The organism is Mesorhizobium sp. 131-3-5 (genome assembly GCF_016756575.1).
Taxonomy (GTDB): domain Bacteria; phylum Pseudomonadota; class Alphaproteobacteria; order Rhizobiales; family Rhizobiaceae; genus Mesorhizobium; species Mesorhizobium jarvisii.
The window spans coordinates 1,827,501-1,843,870 of record NZ_AP023254.1 but is presented as its reverse complement, the minus strand read 5'-3'; the positions used below and the strand labels follow the sequence as shown (position 1 = coordinate 1,843,870).

The following is a 16,370-nucleotide window of genomic DNA, read 5'->3' as shown; positions in this document are numbered from 1 at the left end:
GAGTGCTCATCATCGGCGATGAGAGTCCCTTCGCGCATCCCTCTATCTTGCCGGGTAAGGCTGCCGGCTTCACCCTCCCCCTTGTGGGGAGGGTCGACGAGTGGATGCCGCGAAGCGGCAGCCGGTCGGCGGGGTGGGGGGTGTGGCGCAGGCCTGAAAGAGACCCCCACCCCGCTCCGCTTTGCGGAGCGATCCTCCCCACAAGGGGGAGGGTAAGCCAACATGACCCGCGCCCTCATCCTTCTCCGCCGCCGTCTCGTCGGCAGCGTCTTCGTGCTGCTGATCGTTGTCATCGGCACGTTCCTGCTGCTCGAAGCCGCCCCCGGCGATGCCGTTGACGCCTATATCGTGTCGACCGGCGGCGACGCCGGCATGATCGAAATGCTGCGCCATCGCTGGGGCCTCGACCAATCGGAACTGACGCGGCTCGCCAATTATCTCTGGGCGCTGCTGCATCTCGATCTCGGCCAGTCGGTGACCTTCTCCAGGCCGATCCGCGACGTGATTCTCGAACGGTTGCCCAACACACTGCTGCTGATGGTCAGCGCCACCGCGCTGTCCTTCGGGCTGGGTTCCGCCCTCGGCATCTACGCCGGCGCAAGGCCCGGCAGCGCCCGCGATCGCTTCCTGTCGATCGGCTCGCTGGCCCTCTATGCCGTACCGGGTTTCTGGCTCGGCCTGGTGCTGATCGCAGTCTTCGCCGTCGACCTGCGCTGGCTGCCGATCGGCGGCATCGAGACGCTCGCCTCGGACAAGACCGGCCTCGACCGCGCCGCCGACATCGCCATCCATCTCATCCTGCCGGTGGCCGCACTCGGCTTCATCTACCTCGCGCTCTACCTGCGCATGATGCGCGCCGGCATGGCCGAAGCCTGGCGGCAGGATTTTGTCCTCGCCGCCCGCGCCAGGGGGCTGTCGCGCCGCCGCGTCGTGCTCGCCCACGTCGCCCGCAATGCGCTGCTGCCGCTGGTCACCATGCTCGGCCTGCAATCGGCGCAGATGCTGGGCGGCAGCGTCGTCATCGAGAGCGTGTTTTCCGTGCCCGGCCTTGGGCGGCTGGCGCAGGAAGCGGTGGCTTCGCGCGACACGCCTCTGCTGCTCGGCATCATCCTCACCAGCGCCGTCCTGGTCGTCGTCATCAACCTGCTGGTCGACATCGCCTATGCTTTCCTCGATCCGCGCGTCGGCGCCGGCGAGGCCGGCGCATGAGCCCGCTCCGCCGTTTCCTGCGCACGCCCGAGGCGGTCGCTGGCGCCATCCTGCTGGCCGCATTGATTGCGATGGCGCTCATCGCACCGCTGCTGTTTCCCGGCGATCCGCAAGCCATCGCCGGCCCGGCGCTGCTGCCGCCTTTCCAGGATTGGTCGCTGCCGCTCGGCACCGATCGGCTCGGCCGCGACGTGCTGGCCGAACTCTTCCACGGCGCCCGCACCTCGCTCGCTGTCGGCCTTGCTGCTGCTGCGGCGGCACTTGCCATCGGCGCGGTGGTCGGGACGCTTGCCGGCTTTGCCGGCGGCCTCGTCGACGAGGTGCTGATGCGCATCACCGATGCCTTCCAGACCGTGCCGAGCTTCCTGCTGGCGCTGGCCTTCGTCAGCGTCGTCGGCCCGTCGCTCGGCATCGTCGTTGCGGCAATAGCGCTCGGCACCTGGACCGGGCCTGCCCGTGTCGCCCGCGCGGAAGTCCTCTCCATTCGCGAACGCGATTATGTCGCCAGCGCGCGTGCCATCGGCATGCCTTCGCTCGAAATCGCCTTTCGCGAAGTGCTGCCCAACGCCTTGCCGCCGGTGCTGGCAATGTCCTCGGTGATCGTCGCCGCCGCCATCCTCACCGAAGCGGCGCTGTCCTTCCTCGGCCTCGGCGACCCCAACCGCGTCACCTGGGGCGGCATGATCGCCGAAGGCCGCGCCGTGCTGCGTACCGCGCCCTTCCTGTCGATCGTGCCAGGTATTGCGCTGGTGCTGACCGTGCTCGGCGTCTATCTCGCCGGTGAAGGCATTGTCGAGACGACGGCGGTCAGGCGAAGTCTGTCGTGAGCGCGCTCGCTTCGATCCGCGACCTGACGGTGACCTATCGCCGCGACGGCAACGCAGTGGCGGCGCTGAGGAACATCAGCCTCGACATCGTGGCTGGCGAGCGCCTGGCCATCATCGGCGAAAGCGGCTCCGGCAAGAGCACGCTGGCGCTGGCGATTGCGGGATTGCTGCCGGCTTCTTCAGCGGTTGGCGGAAGAATTGAATGGTCCGGCCTTGGTCGCCCGCCCCTCCTTGGCCGCGACATCGGCTTCGTCTTCCAGGACCCTTCCGCCAGCCTCGATCCCGTGATGACCATCGGCAAACAGATCGCCGAAGTCGCCCGCACCCATCTCGGCCTCACCTGGTCCCAGGCATACGCCAAGGCCAAAACCTTGCTCGAACGCGTCCGCCTGCCCGACCCGGACTCGGCCCTGCACGCCTTCCCGCACCAGCTCTCCGGCGGTCAGAAGCAGCGCGTGGCGATTGCCGCGGCCATTGCGGCCGGGCCGAAACTGCTGATCGCCGACGAGGCGACCAGCGCGCTCGACACCATCGTGCAGGCAGAGATCGTCGCCTTGATCCGGCGGCTGGTGGCCGAGGACGGCATGACGCTGCTGTTCATCAGCCATGACATCGCGCTGGCGGCCGAACTCGCCGAGCGTATCGCCGTGTTCCGCCATGGCCAACTCGTCGAACTTGGCGCGACGGCACAAATTGTCGACGCCCCAACTCAAGCCTACACCCGCACCTTGCTCGACGCCCATATCGGCCTCGACGCCGCACCATTGCTGAACCGAGCCGGGCTCCCCGCATGAGCCTGCTCGCAGTGTCCAACCTCACCAAACACTACCGGCGCGGCGGCAAGACCGTCATTGCAGTCGACGACGTGTCTTTTCACATCGAGCCCGGCGAAACACTGGCGCTGGCCGGCCCTTCCGGCAGCGGCAAGTCGACGATCGCGCGGCTGGTGCTGCGCCTGGTCGAGCCGGACGCCGGCGCCATTGAATTCGAGGACAATGATTTCCTCGCCTTGGGTGGTGCTGCGTTGCGCGCACGCCGCGCGCGTCTGCAAATGGTGTTCCAGGATCCGTTGGCCGCCTTCAACCCGCGCGCCACGGTGGCGCATGTCCTCGACGATCCCTTGCGCATCCACGGCATCGCCTCCCGCTCCGAGCGCCCACACCGCATCGCCGCCTTGCTCGAGCGTGTCGGGCTGGCGGCCGATCTCGCGCCCCGCGCCATCCACGAAATCTCCGGCGGCCAGCGACAGCGCGTCGCCATTGCCCGCGCCATCGCCACAAAACCATCGCTGATCGTGCTCGATGAAGCGGTCTCGGCACTCGACGTCTCGGTGCGTGGACAGATCCTCGACCTTTTGCTCGACCTGCAAAGGCAGGAACGGATCGCCTATCTCTTTATTTCCCATGATCTCGGCGTCGTGCGCGCCGTCGCCCACCGCGTCATCCTTCTCGATGCCGGCCGGATCGCCGAGAGCGGCGATGCCCGCGCCGTCATCGACGCCCCGCAGTCAGCCATCGGCAAGGCGTTGGTGGCGGCAGCACCAAGGCTCAAAAGAACCACACAGGACGCATCATGACCGACCCTGAAGGCAGAGCCGAAAAGCTGTCGCGTGAACTCGATTCCGCCTTCCGCAATCGCGCCGATCTCTATCCCCTTTCCTCGAAGAACTGACCGGAGAGCTGGGTTCTGACAAGGCCGAGGCGATCATGATCCGCGCCATCGAGCAGCGCGGCAAGGAAGTGGCGGCGGCCGCCTTCGCCAGCTTCGGCGCCAATGATGCGCCTGCGATCGGCGAGGCCTTCCTGGCGGTCAGCCCGGATGGCGGCCTGATGTATCCGACCGATGTCGAACGCGGCGATGACCGCATCGCCTTCAGGGTCAAGCGCTGCCCGTTGAAGGATGCCTGGGTCGAGGCTGGCGTCGGCGACGAAAAGCACGCTTTGCCGCATCGCCGGCGCCTTCGACCGCGGTCTGTTCGAGGCGACCGGCGTGCGCTTCCAGAACGTCACCTGGACGCCCGGCCACGGCTCCGGCTGCTGCCACATCGCGCTGACCGATCGCGATGCCGGCTAAGCATTGACGATCTAAGGTGTGTTGAGATTCAGGTCAGGCCGAGCGTCTGCAGGCCGGCAGAACATCAACACAGCTTAGCCCCCGACCATCAGCTTGACGACCTCGTCATGGTTGGTCTCGGAGATCTTGCGCTCGCCGGCCTGGATGCCGCGCCGCAGCACGACGATACGGTCCGACACAGCAAAGATGTCCTGCAGATTGTGCGAGATGAAGATCACGCCGCGCCCTTGCGCCTTGAGCTGGTGGATCAGCGAGATCACCTTGCGCTGCTCCGGCACGCCAAGCGCGGCCGTCGGCTCGTCCATGATCAGGATCTGCGCATCCCAGTAGACGGCGCGGCCGATGGCGACGGCCTGGCGCTGGCCGCCGGAGAAATTACTGACCGGGGCCTCGAGCCGGCTGACATGGAAGTCGAGCCGTCCCATCGTTGCCTTGGCCGCTTCGGCCATCGCCTTGCGGTCGAGCACCGGCAGGAAGCCGAACGCCTTGCGAATCGGTTCGCGGCCAAGGAAGATGTTGGCGCCGATCGACAGATTGTCGGCGAGCGCCAGATCCTGGTAGATCGTCTCGATGCCCATCTCGCGCGCCTCCTGTGGCGTCGCGAACGTCACCGGCTGACCCCGCAGGAGGATCTCGCCACCAGTCGGCTGGAACACGCCCGATATCGCCTTGATCAGCGTCGTCTTGCCGGCGCCGTTGTCACCGGCCAGCGCCACCACTTCGCCCGGCCGCACGGCCATGGAGAAGTCGTTGAGCGCACGCACGGCGCCGAAATGCTTGGAGAGATTCCGGACTTCCAGCAGGGGTGCGTTCTGGTTGGTGCTATTCATCCTGACGGGCTCCACTGAACCGGCGCTGCGCCTGGTCGATAAGGACGGAAATGATGATGACGACGCCGACGGCGATGAACTGCCAGAACGGCTCGACATTGACGAAGACTAGCCCGTACTGGATGACCGCGATCACCAGCGCGCCGGCGACCGTGCCGAAAATGGTGCCGGAGCCGCCGAACAGGCTGGCGCCGCCGATGACCACCGCCGCGACGCTGTCGAGCAGCAGTGGCTCGCCCGCCTGCGCCGCGCCCGCCGTGAAGCGCGCGGCATAGAGCGCGCCGCCGAGGCCGGCGCACATCGCCGACAGCACGTAGAGCCGCAATATGTGGCCCCTGATGTCGATGCCGGCCCGCCGCGCTGCCTGCACATTGGCGCCGATGGCATAATTGTGCTGGCCGAACCGGGTCTGGCTGAGCAGGTAGTGCATGACGATGACGAAGACCGCGGTGATCAGCACCAGATAGGGCACGCCATAGAACTTGCCGTTGCCGAGCAGCGCGAACCAGGAATTCTGCACCGGCACGGTGGTGCCGCCGGCAAGCAGGAAGGCGGCGCCGCGCGCGACGCCGAACATGCCGAGCGTGCCGATGAAGGGCGGCACCTTGAGCCGCGAGATCAGCAGGCCGTTGATAACACCCGGCACGCCGGCAACGATCACCGAGGCAAGGATGCCCGCCAGCATGGCCAGCGGCAGGGGAATGGCGGCGCCCGCCATGTTGGTGGCATGCGCGGCGATGACGGCGGCCAGCCCCATGATGAAGCCGAGCGACAGGTCGATGCCGCCGGAAATGATGACGAAGGTCTGCCCGGTCGCCAGCAGCAGCGGCGCCACGGCGAAGATGGCGATGGACTGCAGGTTGAATGGATTGAGGACGAAGGTCGCGCCGAAGGCGAGCCGCGACCAGACCTCGAAACAGATGAGCAGTCCGGCCAGGAACAGCCAAGCGCGCCCTTCGGCGATGCGTGCGACCAGGCTTCGGGCCGGATCGCCATGATCGGCCTGAGGGGCGACATGCTTCTCGGCAGGCTGGGCTGGTGATGTCGAGGTCATGGATACTCCGCGGCGCCTTCAGACAGGTCTCGATTGGCGAGGGACCCGGTGCAGGCTCCCCCCGGCGGACCGGGAGGAGCCAGACTGTGCTGGACTTACTCGGAGTAGAGATACTTCGAGATGTTCGGGTCCGCGATGTTGGACTTGTCCATGATCGTGAAGCCGGTGCCGATCGTGACCGGGATCGAATGGCCGGTCAGGTGGGCATAGGCCGAGACAACGCCGTAATAGCCGATCTCGGCCGGATGCTGGGCGATCGCCACGTCGACCAGGCCGGTGTTGATGTTGTCGACGATGCTGGTCGGCGCATCGAAGGCGACGACCTTGACCGTACCGGTCTGTCCCGCCTGCTTGACGCCGTTGGCGGCACCCAGCGCCGAGAACAGATTGGCACCGAAGACACCGACCAGATCGGGATTGCGCGCGAACACCGCCTGCAGTTGCGAAGCCGCCTTGTTGGCGTCGTCGTCATTGAACTGGGTTTCCAGCACGGTGATGCCCGGATGCTTGGCCATCTCCTTCTTGAAGCCTTCTTCGCGCTGGTCAGTGGTCGAGATGCCGGGCTTGACGTTCGAGACGTAGACCTTGCCCTTGTCGCCAATGGACGTGGCCAGAGCCCGCGCCGCGATCTCGCCACCCAGTACATTGTCCGACGCGATGTAAGACAGCGGGAAATCGGCATCGCCGGCGCCGGTCTGGTAGACGCCGCTGCCGATGAAAGTGTCGACCGTGATGACCGGAATGCCGGCGTCATTGGCCTTGCGCAGCGGCTCGACCAGCTGAACCTTGTCGGTCGGCGCGATCAGGATTGCATCCGGCTTCTTGGCGATGACCGCGTCGAGCACCGGCACCTGGGTGACCGGGTTGAAGTCCGGCGCACCCTGGAAGACCAGGTTGACGCCAAGCGCGTCGGCCGCCGCTTGGGCGCCCTTGCGCATGGTGATGTAGAAGCCGTCGGTGGTCAGGCCGGGAATGAGCGCAATGGTGTATTTCTTGTCCTGCGCCTGCGCGGGCGCAATCAGCACCGTGGCACTGACGGCGAGCGCCGCGAGCGCGGCAACGATCTTCTTCATGACATCCTCCTCATTGTTGGCAGATCTGCCGTTTGCAAGTGACATTGGAATGGCCGTCATCCGTTCGGATGCCGACGGCCGGGAACGCCTGTTTGCCTTTTGCGGGCAGCTCCTCCCAAGCGCCCTCCAGTCGATATGTCGGCCGGTCAGTCGCCGGCGCACCTGGCCACAGCCTCGTTCCTAGCCTCCGCGAGGTCCGGCAAACTGTGTCCCACGCCTCGCCTTGCCGGCGGGCGTTCGAACTTGTAACACTTTGCAGAAATAAATTGCAACTCGGTTTTTCCGAGTTGGTAGCGCCGGGCTTTTCAAACCGTACGACATCCGATTGCTCCGCAGAGCCCCGGTCAACTATCACCCGGGGCTTTCGGCGGCACAACTGGTTTTCGTGACGGCGTCCTGCCTGGACTATTCGTTACGCGAGCGCTGCGAGGATGGCCTGCGCCGTCTTGGTATCCGTCACCAACGTGTTGATGAGACCGGCGCGAACGGCTGCAATAATTGCCGTCGCCTTTTCCGGCGACGCGGCAAGGCCGATGACCAGTGGCACCGCGCGCAACTGCGCCGGCGACATGGCGATCATCCGGCTCTCCCCTTCCCAGGCAATCAGCGTGCCCTCGGCATCGAAGTAGTGGCGAAGCACGTCACCGGCGGCATGAACCAGAGCCTGCTCGCTCGGCGTGGCGGCGCTCGCCTCTGGGGCATTGATGGCATGCGGCAGGCCGATACCGACGATCGCGACATCGGTCCTCTCCCACAAAGCGACGGCATCGCGGATGGCGGTGTCGCGCAGGAAGACCTCGCGCAATTCGCTGGACGGCAGATAGGGGGCATGGATGAAATGCGGCGTGCCGCCGAACTCCTCGGCGGCAAGCCGCACGAATTCATTGACCTGAAAATGCGCCGCCTGCTGCTGCATGCCGCCGGTGGCGGCCACGGTCAGCACGCCAGGCATCCGCGGCAGGCCGGCCCGGATGACTTCGCGCACGGCGCGCCCCCAGCCGATGGCGACGACGGAGCCCGCCACCAGCTGCGCCTGCCTGAGCAACCCGCCAAGGGGTGCGGCGAGCGCCGCAAGCGTGCCCGCCGCCGGCGTCTCGACCACAGCGGCATCGCGCAATTTCAAGCCGTCGATCAGCTGCCTGGTGATGTCCTCCGGCGTTGCCAGGTCGAGAACCTCGATGCGGACAATGCCCTCGGCCCGCGCCCGCTGCAGCAAGCGCGAAATCGTCGCGGTGGAGACGCCGAGCCGGCGAGCAATATCGACCTGCGACATCTCCTCCACATAATGCAGCTTGGCCACCGTGTGCAGCATCGTCCGCGATGCGGTCGCATCCTGGATGGGAGGGGAAGACAGCTTGCAATTCCTTTCAGCAACGTGTTACACACACATAGGCCGACGGGAGTTATCGCGCAAATCCAGCCAACTCGCAACGTGCGGCGGCTCGCGGGCCGCGAGCCCGGCGAGGCGCTTTCTTCGAAGGCGATGGCGCGTCGCGGCTTCCTGCCGGCAGGCGGGCAGAACTGAACATCGTTGTTTCCACGGGATCCGCGCCCTTCGTCTAGAGAGCGCCAACATCGGATTGAGACCATGACCAAGATGACCACCGCGGAACTGCGCGGCTACCAGCAGATATGTGGCAAGGACGGGGCCATGGTGGCCATCGCCTGCGACCAGCGCGGCGGCATGCGGACCTTGCTGGCGTCGGACCCGGACGAACAGGCCAAGATCACCAATGACATGCTCGGCGACACCAAGGCCGACATCACGCGCTACCTCGCCAGTGCGGCGTCCTGCGTGCTGCTCGACCCGCTCTGCGCGGTGCCGCGCATTGTCGACGAAGGCGTCTTGAACCGCGATACGGCGCTGCTCATCGGCCTCGACGCTTCCGGTTTCGATATCTCTCCCGAAGGTTACCGCCTGTCGCGCCTCGTTCCCGGCATCGACGCGCGCCGCGTCCGCGCACTCGGCGGCACCGGCGGCAAGATCATGGTGTATCTCAGAGCCGACAAGCCTGAAGCCAACGACCACAACATCGACATCCTGCGCCAGTGCATCGCCGATTTCGGACAAGAGGACCTGCTGCTGGTCGTCGAGTTCCTGACCTATCAGCTCGACGGGGAAAGCCCCGAGGACTATGCGGCCAAGACGCCATGGCTTGTCGAGGAAGGCACCAGGATTTCGCTGGAGTGTGGCGCCAAGGTCCTGAAGCTTCCCTACCCCGGAACGGCGGAAGCCTGCGCCAACATCACCAGAATGGCCGGCGAGGTGCCGTGGGCGGTGCTTTCGGCCGGCGTCAACCACGCGACCTTTCTCGGCCAGGTCAAGATCGCCATGCAGAATGGCGCCTCGGGCGTCATCGCCGGCCGCTCGCTGTGGAAAGATTGCATCTCGCTCGACCGTGACATCCAGCGCGAAAGGCTTAAGACCATCGCAGTGCCGCGATTGCGTGAAATCCAGGCCGTGATCGGGCACTACCGGCAGAAAGCCGCTGCCTGACAGTTGCGTTGGACGAGAGCTGATCCAGCGAAAGTGTGAAGCGGCTTTGCGTCCGGAATTGCGTGAACACAGATGCAGGACGCCATGCCTCAGAGCATAGGAATAGATATCGGCGGCACCAATCTGCGTGCCGCCCGCATTTCCGGCACCGGTGAAATCCTCAAGCGCGTTTCCGAAAAAAGCGCGCCCGACCCGGAGCTGGTGCTCGGTCGTATCGCTGACATGGTGCGCCTTCTCGACACCCCGGATGTGAAGGCCATCGGCGTCGGCGTTCCGGGCCGCGTCGATGCGCGGCGCGGCGCGGTGCTGTCGGGCGGCTATGTCAACCTCGCCTCGGTTGCGCTGGCCCAGCGCCTGAAAGACATGACAGGCAAGCCTGTCGTCATCGACAATGACTGCAACATGGCGCTGGCCGCCGAGATGGCGCTCGGCGCCGGGCGCGGCCATGGCAACATCGTCATGTTCACCATCGGCACCGGCATTGGCGGCGCCGTCGCCCAGGATCGGCGGATCACGCGTGGTTCGGCAACGGCGGGCCAGCTCGGCCACATCACCGTCGACGTCAATGGCGAGGTCTGCGCCTGCGGCCGTCGCGGCTGCGTCGAGACCACCAGTTCGGGAACCGCGCTCGGCCGTCATATTGCGCGCGCCGGGCTCGGCGCCGATACTTCGGTCGATCAGCTCTTTGCCCGCGATGCAGCCGGCGATATCCAGGCGCGCGGCGTACTGGACGCCTGGGCGAAACCGCTGCGGGCCGCCATCGACACCGCCGTTGCCATGCTCGCTCCCGATCTGGTGCTGCTTGGCGGCGGCCTTGGCCGGGCGGCTCACGCAGCACTCGGCCGCGCGCCGGCGCTGGCACCCTGGTACCAATGCCAGGTCGAAGCAGCACAACTCGGCGACGACGCCGGCGTGATCGGCGCCGGCCTCCAGGCACTGGCGGGGGACCAGCACACGTCGCCCCCGACCCAGTCCAGCCGCCTGCGGCGCGCCGTGCTCGTCAACGGCATCCCCGCCAGCGGCAAGAGCACCGTCTCGCGCGGCATCGCCGATCGCATGGGCTGGCCGCTGCTGGCGCTCGACACGATCAAGAACCCCTTTCTCGAAGTGCTCGGCGGCGGCGACCGCCTGTTCAACCGCACGCTGGGCCGCGGCAGCTACCAGGCGATCTGGTCGGTGGTCGGCGAAGCGCCGGCCGGCACCACCTTCATCGTCGATGCCTGGTTCGGCTTCCAGCCGCGCGAGGTTCTCGAGGATCATCTGCGAAATGCCGGCGTCGAGCAGACTTTCGAAATCTGGTGCCACGCGCCCGGCAAGGTGCTCGCCGAGCGCTATGGCGCCCGCCTCGACCAGCGCCCCGCTGGCCATCCCGGTGCCGCCTATATTCCCGAACTGATCGAGCTCGCCAAGCGCGCCGAGCCGCTGCGGCGCGGACCGCTATTCGACGTCGACACGACGAAGCCGATCGACTTCGATGCCATCACGGCCTGGTTGCGGGCGACGATGGCCGGCGGCGCATAGACAGTCGGAAGACCCGTTCAGTCGCCGCTACAGACGTGAAGTTCCGTTCCGGCCGCTTCGATGACCGCGCGCAGCGCCGGTTGCGGCTCACGATCCGTGACGATGTCGGAAAGCGCGCTGAGAGCGCAGATCCGTTCGAGGCTGTTGCGGCCGAACTTGTCGTTGGTCACCACAAGCGCTGTGGACAGCGCGCGAGAGATCATAGCCCGCTTGACCGCCGCCGCCCCCGAGATCATGTCGCTGGGCCCGTCCGCGGACAGGCTCGATGCTCCGATGATGGCAATGTCGGCATTGTAGCGCCTGACGAATTCCACCGTATCCTCACCGACCACGCTGGCTTCTCGGCTGTCATAGGTGCCGGGGCACAGGATGACCCGAAAGCTCGGATTGGCGCCGGTCACCGAGGCCACGCCGATGGAGTTGGTGATGATCGTCAGCTCCCGCTTCAGCTGCGAGAGACCGCGCGCCACCTCATAGGTCGTCGAGCCGCCATCGATCATCACGATCTGGCCCTTCTCAACCAGTCCGGCCGCACCGCGCCCGATCCGCGCACGCTCCTCGATCATGGTCTGGCTGCGCTCGGCGATCACCGGCTCGGATGTCGCCAGCGAGATCGTCGCACCGCCATAGGTTCGGTTGAGCAACCCCGCATCGCCAAGCTCGATAAGGTCGCGCCGGATCGTTTCGCCGGCGACACCCAGGCGCAAAGCGAGCCTGGAAACACGGATCGAGGCCGAGCGGCGCACTTCCGACAGGATGAGCTCATGCCGCTCCTTCTTCGACAGCCGGCTCTGCTCCATGATCTGTCCTCCGCGAAGTCTGGAACATTAGCGGCACCGACGTTGATGGGGAAGGAGTCCCGCGAGCACGATTTGAGCGCCGAGGAACGCGCCTTCGTCGAACGCCGCCGCCAGGAGCTGAGACAGGACGGCCTCGTCACCGAAACCTATCGGCGCGTCGGCGTCCGCGAAGCCCTGATGCGGCTGGCGTCGGCCGGTCCCGATCGAGACACGGCCGCTGCCGTCTGATTAATAGCCGACCGTAAAACGCTGCCTGATGTGGGCCGGCTTCTCGATCTCGTCGACCATGACGATGGCGTAGTCCTCGAAGGAGATGCTGCTGCCCTTGTCCGAGGCCAGTAGCGTGTCCTTGCCAAGACGGTATTTGCCGGTGCGCTCGCCCGGTACGAACATGGCGGAGGGCGACAGGAACGTCCAATCGAGGTCGCCGACGGTTTTCAGCTTGTCGAGGAAGTCGGCGCCCTTCTGTGCCTCGGCCTTGTAGATCGCAGGGAATTCGGGCGTGTCGACCAGCCTTTTACCGGGCGCGACCTCAAGGCTGCCGGCGCCGCCGACAATGAGATAGCGCTTGACGCCGGAAGCACGCACTGCGGCGATCAGCGTGTCGGGGTCGCTGTCAACGAAATGCACGGCGCTGATCACCACATCATGCCCATGGATCAGCCTGGCGAGACCTTCCTTGTCGAAGACATCGCCCTTCCTGGCCGTCACACGGGGCAGCGCGGCGATTTTTTCGGGGTGGCGGGCAATGCCGGTGACCGTATGGCCACGGTCGGAGAGTTCCTTGAGCAGGCGCGAACCGACAGCGCCCGATGCGCCGATGAGAGCGACTTTTGCCATGTCCTTTTCCAGTCCTTGTTGGAGGTCAGTTGTGGATCACGCCGCCGCGATATGGGCGACGAGATTGTCGAAGCTGCCAAACAGCGCATTCGAACCGATGAGCCGCGGTGCATCGTTGCGGATGACTGCCAGCGAAGGCACGCCGTTGGCATGCAGGCGCTGGAACAGCGCTCGGCCACGGCCGACCAGTTCGGCATGAACCGTCAGCACGGTTTCGGCCGGCTTCCTCAGCATGGCGGCGGCATCGGCCATGCCGGTATCGGCGAGCACGGCGGCTACGCCTTCGGCAGTCACGATATCTCGGCCGTCGACATAGCGCGCACGCTGGATCGCCTTCAGTGCTGTGAGCCGTCGGCTGGGATCTTCCAGTCCGGCGGCGCTGATGCCGAGGGTTGCCGCATGCGAGTCGAGCAAAGTGCCACGGATGCCGAGGACATTGCGCTGATAGGCCTGCGTGAATGCCTGTCCGGTCAGACGCTCGATGCGCTGGTCGTTCGCCCATGCATGTGCGGCAAAGCCTTCATCCATCGGCAGCGCACCGGCGCCGGAGAACAGCCCGGTCGCCAGCGGCTCGATGCGCACGCCGCTGGCCGACAGCCTGTCCAGCATCGGCGTGGCGCCGTAGCACCAGCCGCAGAGCGGATCGAAAAGGTAAGTCACGTCTGAATTACTCACGAGCGCTGCCTTCCTTGGTACGGACTGTCGGCTGACGGGCCGCCAAAAAGTCTTGGCCGTATGTGGCAGGCGGAGGTCTTGCTATAAACAGCGCTCAATAATACAAACTGTCTGATTTAATCAGACAAAAGCAGCCGCCTTGGCCGACCTTCTGAACCTCAATCGGCTCGTCTACTTCACCACCGTCATGGAAACCGGCTCGTTCACATCAGCTGCGGACCGGCTTGGCGTCGCCAAGGCCGTGGTCAGCCATCAAGTCGGCAGGCTCGAAGAGGAACTGGGCGCGACGCTGCTGCAGCGCACGACGCGGCGCGTCACCCCGACGGAAGACGGTCGCCTCTTTTATGATCGCGCGATGATCATCCTGCGTGAGGCGGAGTCGGCCTATGGCGAGATTTCGCAGGCAGCGGTCGAGCCGAGCGGAACGCTGAGGCTGACCGCGCCGCTCGACTACGGCACCAGAGTGGTGGCGCCGGTCATGGCGGCATATCTGAAAGCCTATCCGCAGATGCGCGTCGAAGCGATCTTCGACGACGCGGTGAGCAATCTGGTCGACGAGCAGATCGATCTCGGCATCCGCGTCGGCTGGCTTGCTGATTCCTCTAACCAGGCGCGGCGACTGGGCACGATTCAACAGATCGTCGTTGCGAGCCCAGCCTTCGCGGCAGACCTGCCCGCGGATGCGAACCCGAACCAGGCGCGATCGCTGGCCTGGGTCGGCAATGCCCAGCTGCGCGGCGTCGGCCAATGGTTGTTCTCTAAGGACGGCGACACGGTGCTGACCGAACTCAATCCCGTCGTCGTCTGCGACAAAAGCCCGGCGGCCTATGCTTGCGTGATCGCCGGCATCGGTCTGGGCATATTTCCTGACTATGCGGTCGATGAGGATATCGTCGGGGGTCGGCTTGTGCGGATATTCGCGCAGTGGACCTTGCCGACCGGCGGCATCCACGCGGTGTTCCCGCCGGCCCGCTTCCGGCCCGCCAAGGTGCGCGCCTTCGTCGAATTGCTCGCCGCGGCCGAGCGAAAGCGAGCACGCGGCGTCGCCAGGGGGTGACTCCGCACACAGCACGCAATGTCAGTGGAGGCTTACATCGGAACGCTTTGGCCTTAGCCGTGTTCGATCGTGCCCAAACGCAAAACGGCCCGCTGGTTTGAGCCAGGCGGGCCGTTTATGATTTGGTTTTGGGGAGAGGCTTTGCGTTTCTGACCTGCGGCGTCGGCAAGGCCTCGTTGCGGACGGCTGATGAGGGTTAACTCGCCGGGCACCACGGCTAAATATAAAAGAGCCCGCACGAGGGCGGGCTCTTTTATATTTGGTTGCGGGGACAGGATTTGAACCTGTGACCTTCAGGTTATGAGCCTGACGAGCTACCGGGCTGCTCCACCCCGCGTCACCATTGGATGTAAGCGCAAGCCTACAAATAGGTAGATGGCTCACCAAATGAAAGGGCCGCTTACGCGGCCCGTGGTCCCTTGGCGGGCCTTGTTCGTAGAGAGAAGATTTCACTGACATCCGATTGGATGTGAGTTCAACGTGCGTTTAGCAGACCTGGCAGCGACCTACTCTCCCGCGTCTTGAGACGAAGTACCATCAGCGCTGGAGCGTTTCACGGCCGAGTTCGGAATGGGATCGGGTGCAGCCGCTCCGCCATAACCACCAGGTCGGCAAAACGCACGTTGTTCGAGAAGCTGTTTTTTGTGCCTTGGACGTTCTTTGATCTTGGCGCCTTTCGAAGCGAAGCTTCGCAAGGTCGACCGACCGTCGGCGCTGATGCACCGCACCCACGTAGCGCCGCCCGCAGGGCGGAACAAGCGTGAGTGAGAACAAACCATCTGACCTTGTCAGATGAGCATAAGGAATGAGAACGATCAAGCCGATCGAACTATTAGTACCGGTAAGCTTCAAGCGTTGCCGCTCTTCCACACCCGGCCTATCAACGTGGTCGTCTTCCACGGTTCTCAGGGAATACTCGTTTTAAGGTGGGTTTCCCGCTTAGATGCCTTCAGCGGTTATCCCGTCCGGATATAGCTACCCTGCTATGCGGCTGGCGCCACAACAGGTCCACCAGAGATCCGTCCATCCCGGTCCTCTCGTACTAGGGACAGATCCTTTCAATATTCCTACACCCACGGCAGATAGGGACCGAACTGTCTCACGACGTTCTGAACCCAACTCACGTACCGCTTTAAATGGCGAACAGCCATACCCTTGGGACCTGCTCCAGCCCCAGGATGCGATGAGTCGACATCGAGGTGCCAAACAACCCCGTCGATATGGACTCTTGGGGGTCATCAGCCTGTTATCCCCGGCGTACCTTTTATCCGTTGAGCGATGGCCCTTCCACGCGGGACCACCGGATCACTATGACCGACTTTCGTCTCTGCTCGACTTGTCAGTCTCGCAGTCAGGCAGGCTTATGCCATTGCACTCAGCGAACGATTTCCGACCGTTCTGAGCCCACCATCGCGCGCCTCCGTTACTCTTTAGGAGGCGACCGCCCCAGTCAAACTACCCACCATACATTGTCCCGGACCCGGATAACGGGCCGCGGTTAGACATCCATAGTAATAAGGGTGGTATTTCAAGGGTGGCTCCACCTGAGCTGGCGCCCAGGTTTCAAAGCCTACCACCTATCCTACACATGCCACTACGAATGCCAATGTAAAGCTATAGTAAAGGTGCACGGGGTCTTTCCGTCTAACCGCAGGAACCCCGCATCTTCACGGGGAATTCAATTTCACTGAGTCTATGCTGGAGACAGCGGGGAAGTCGTTACGCCATTCGTGCAGGTCGGAACTTACCCGACAAGGAATTTCGCTACCTTAGGACCGTTATAGTTACGGCCGCCGTTTACTGGGGCTTCGATTCAGAGCTTGCACCCCTCCTCTTAACCTTCCAGCACCGGGCAGGCGTCAGACCCTATACGTCGTCTTGCGACTTCGCAGAGCCCTGTGTTTTTGATAAACA

Annotated in this window: 16 protein-coding genes, 1 tRNA gene and 2 rRNA genes (1 of these 19 only partly in view); 8 read left to right on the top strand and 11 right to left on the bottom strand. The window is 64.6% G+C overall.

The window, feature by feature from the left end; translation table 11 throughout:
• Nucleotides 1–222 precede the first annotated feature (222 nt).
• The 4 genes from JG747_RS08980 to JG747_RS08965 are packed head-to-tail and all read left to right on the top strand — an operon-like array spanning nt 223 to nt 3,612.
• Nucleotides 223–1,209 (top strand): ABC transporter permease, encoded by a 987-nt coding sequence (locus JG747_RS08980; RefSeq protein WP_019861315.1) that lies wholly within the window; start codon nt 223–225, stop codon nt 1,207–1,209.
• On the top strand, nt 1,206–2,036 hold the full coding sequence (locus JG747_RS08975) for an ABC transporter permease (RefSeq protein WP_019861316.1): 831 nt from the start codon (nt 1,206–1,208) through the stop codon (nt 2,034–2,036). Before JG747_RS08980 ends, JG747_RS08975 begins: the two co-directional genes overlap by 4 nt.
• Nucleotides 2,033–2,830, top strand: a complete 798-nt coding sequence (locus JG747_RS08970) for an ABC transporter ATP-binding protein (RefSeq protein WP_019861317.1) — start codon at nt 2,033–2,035, stop codon at nt 2,828–2,830. The genes JG747_RS08975 and JG747_RS08970 overlap by 4 nt, the downstream gene beginning before the upstream one ends.
• Complete coding sequence (locus JG747_RS08965) at nt 2,827–3,612, top strand: ABC transporter ATP-binding protein (protein WP_202361629.1); 786 nt, start codon at nt 2,827–2,829, stop codon at nt 3,610–3,612. Before JG747_RS08970 ends, JG747_RS08965 begins: the two co-directional genes overlap by 4 nt.
• Nucleotides 3,613–3,682: 70 nt before the next feature.
• On the opposite strand, the gene JG747_RS37785 is transcribed toward JG747_RS08965, so the two are convergent.
• The 5 genes from JG747_RS37785 to JG747_RS08940 all read right to left on the bottom strand — a co-directional run bounded on the left by JG747_RS37785 (nt 3,683) and on the right by JG747_RS08940 (nt 8,378).
• Nucleotides 3,683–4,081, bottom strand: a complete 399-nt coding sequence (locus tag JG747_RS37785; RefSeq protein ID WP_032920761.1) for a hypothetical protein — start codon at nt 4,079–4,081, stop codon at nt 3,683–3,685.
• Between the two features lie 102 nt (nt 4,082–4,183).
• Nucleotides 4,184–4,939 (bottom strand): ATP-binding cassette domain-containing protein, encoded by a 756-nt coding sequence (locus JG747_RS08955; RefSeq protein ID WP_019861319.1) that lies wholly within the window; start codon nt 4,937–4,939, stop codon nt 4,184–4,186.
• Nucleotides 4,932–5,993: an ABC transporter permease subunit gene (locus JG747_RS08950; protein WP_019861320.1), complete on the bottom strand. Its 1,062-nt coding sequence runs from the start codon at nt 5,991–5,993 to the stop codon at nt 4,932–4,934. Before JG747_RS08950 ends, JG747_RS08955 begins: the two co-directional genes overlap by 8 nt.
• A 95-nt stretch (nt 5,994–6,088) precedes the next feature.
• Entirely contained in the window at nt 6,089–7,066 is a 978-nt protein-coding gene (locus JG747_RS08945) for an ABC transporter substrate-binding protein (RefSeq protein ID WP_027047417.1), read from the bottom strand.
• Nucleotides 7,067–7,478: 412 nt separating this feature from the next.
• Nucleotides 7,479–8,378, bottom strand: coding sequence for a sugar-binding transcriptional regulator (locus JG747_RS08940; RefSeq protein WP_019861322.1), 900 nt, complete (start codon nt 8,376–8,378; stop codon nt 7,479–7,481).
• A gap of 276 nt (nt 8,379–8,654) precedes the next feature.
• Between JG747_RS08940 and JG747_RS08935 the strand changes: the two genes are divergently transcribed.
• Nucleotides 8,655–9,563, top strand: coding sequence for a tagatose-bisphosphate aldolase (locus JG747_RS08935; RefSeq protein ID WP_019861324.1), 909 nt, complete (start codon nt 8,655–8,657; stop codon nt 9,561–9,563).
• A gap of 84 nt (nt 9,564–9,647) precedes the next feature.
• On the top strand, nt 9,648–11,084 hold the full coding sequence (locus JG747_RS08930; RefSeq protein WP_223217853.1) for an ROK family protein: 1,437 nt from the start codon (nt 9,648–9,650) through the stop codon (nt 11,082–11,084).
• Between the two features lie 17 nt (nt 11,085–11,101).
• On the opposite strand, the gene JG747_RS08925 is transcribed toward JG747_RS08930, so the two are convergent.
• Nucleotides 11,102–11,884 (bottom strand): DeoR/GlpR family DNA-binding transcription regulator, encoded by a 783-nt coding sequence (locus JG747_RS08925; RefSeq protein ID WP_038649863.1) that lies wholly within the window; start codon nt 11,882–11,884, stop codon nt 11,102–11,104.
• A 45-nt stretch (nt 11,885–11,929) separates the two neighbouring features.
• Between JG747_RS08925 and JG747_RS08920 the strand changes: the two genes are divergently transcribed.
• Nucleotides 11,930–12,112 carry a hypothetical protein gene (locus JG747_RS08920; protein WP_019861327.1) on the top strand — a complete coding sequence of 61 codons (183 nt, stop codon included), beginning with the start codon at nt 11,930–11,932 and terminating at the stop codon, nt 12,110–12,112.
• Here JG747_RS08920 and JG747_RS08915 read toward each other — a convergent pair whose 3' ends face one another.
• Nucleotides 12,113–12,724 carry an NAD(P)-dependent oxidoreductase gene (locus JG747_RS08915; protein WP_064980962.1) on the bottom strand — a complete coding sequence of 204 codons (612 nt, stop codon included), beginning with the start codon at nt 12,722–12,724 and terminating at the stop codon, nt 12,113–12,115.
• 36 nt (nt 12,725–12,760) lie between these two features.
• Entirely contained in the window at nt 12,761–13,399 is a 639-nt protein-coding gene (locus tag JG747_RS08910) for a DsbA family protein (protein ID WP_019861330.1), read from the bottom strand.
• Nucleotides 13,400–13,538: 139 nt separating this feature from the next.
• Here JG747_RS08910 and JG747_RS08905 point away from each other — a divergent pair, with 139 nt between their 5' ends.
• Entirely contained in the window at nt 13,539–14,456 is a 918-nt protein-coding gene (locus tag JG747_RS08905) for a LysR family transcriptional regulator (RefSeq protein WP_064980964.1), read from the top strand.
• Between the two features lie 260 nt (nt 14,457–14,716).
• On the opposite strand, the gene JG747_RS08900 is transcribed toward JG747_RS08905, so the two are convergent.
• The 3 genes from JG747_RS08900 to JG747_RS08890 all read right to left on the bottom strand — a co-directional run.
• Nucleotides 14,717–14,793, bottom strand: a tRNA-Met gene (locus JG747_RS08900).
• Nucleotides 14,794–14,949: 156 nt separating this feature from the next.
• A 5S ribosomal RNA gene (rrf, locus tag JG747_RS08895) occupies nt 14,950–15,064 on the bottom strand.
• A 203-nt stretch (nt 15,065–15,267) separates the two neighbouring features.
• Nucleotides 15,268–16,370: ribosomal RNA gene (locus tag JG747_RS08890) — 23S ribosomal RNA — on the bottom strand (it continues 1,697 nt past the right edge of the window).

What these genes read in the sequence shown, in the direction of transcription:
- JG747_RS08965 (WP_202361629.1), top strand. Translation starts at nt 2,827, where the DNA reads ATGAGCCTGCTCGCAGTGTCCAACCTCACCAAACACTACCGGCGCGGC.
- JG747_RS08915 (WP_064980962.1), bottom strand. Translation starts at nt 12,724, where the DNA reads ATGGCAAAAGTCGCTCTCATCGGCGCATCGGGCGCTGTCGGTTCGCGC.
- JG747_RS08940 (WP_019861322.1), bottom strand. Translation starts at nt 8,378, where the DNA reads ATGCTGCACACGGTGGCCAAGCTGCATTATGTGGAGGAGATGTCGCAG.
- JG747_RS08920 (WP_019861327.1), top strand. Translation starts at nt 11,930, where the DNA reads ATGGGGAAGGAGTCCCGCGAGCACGATTTGAGCGCCGAGGAACGCGCC.
- JG747_RS08950 (WP_019861320.1), bottom strand. Translation starts at nt 5,993, where the DNA reads ATGACCTCGACATCACCAGCCCAGCCTGCCGAGAAGCATGTCGCCCCT.
- JG747_RS08945 (WP_027047417.1), bottom strand. Translation starts at nt 7,066, where the DNA reads ATGAAGAAGATCGTTGCCGCGCTCGCGGCGCTCGCCGTCAGTGCCACG.
- JG747_RS08980 (WP_019861315.1), top strand. Translation starts at nt 223, where the DNA reads ATGACCCGCGCCCTCATCCTTCTCCGCCGCCGTCTCGTCGGCAGCGTC.
- JG747_RS08925 (WP_038649863.1), bottom strand. Translation starts at nt 11,884, where the DNA reads ATGGAGCAGAGCCGGCTGTCGAAGAAGGAGCGGCATGAGCTCATCCTG.
- JG747_RS08955 (WP_019861319.1), bottom strand. Translation starts at nt 4,939, where the DNA reads ATGAATAGCACCAACCAGAACGCACCCCTGCTGGAAGTCCGGAATCTC.
- JG747_RS08930 (WP_223217853.1), top strand. Translation starts at nt 9,648, where the DNA reads ATGCCTCAGAGCATAGGAATAGATATCGGCGGCACCAATCTGCGTGCC.
- JG747_RS08935 (WP_019861324.1), top strand. Translation starts at nt 8,655, where the DNA reads ATGACCAAGATGACCACCGCGGAACTGCGCGGCTACCAGCAGATATGT.
- JG747_RS08975 (WP_019861316.1), top strand. Translation starts at nt 1,206, where the DNA reads ATGAGCCCGCTCCGCCGTTTCCTGCGCACGCCCGAGGCGGTCGCTGGC.
- JG747_RS37785 (WP_032920761.1), bottom strand. Translation starts at nt 4,081, where the DNA reads ATGTGGCAGCAGCCGGAGCCGTGGCCGGGCGTCCAGGTGACGTTCTGG.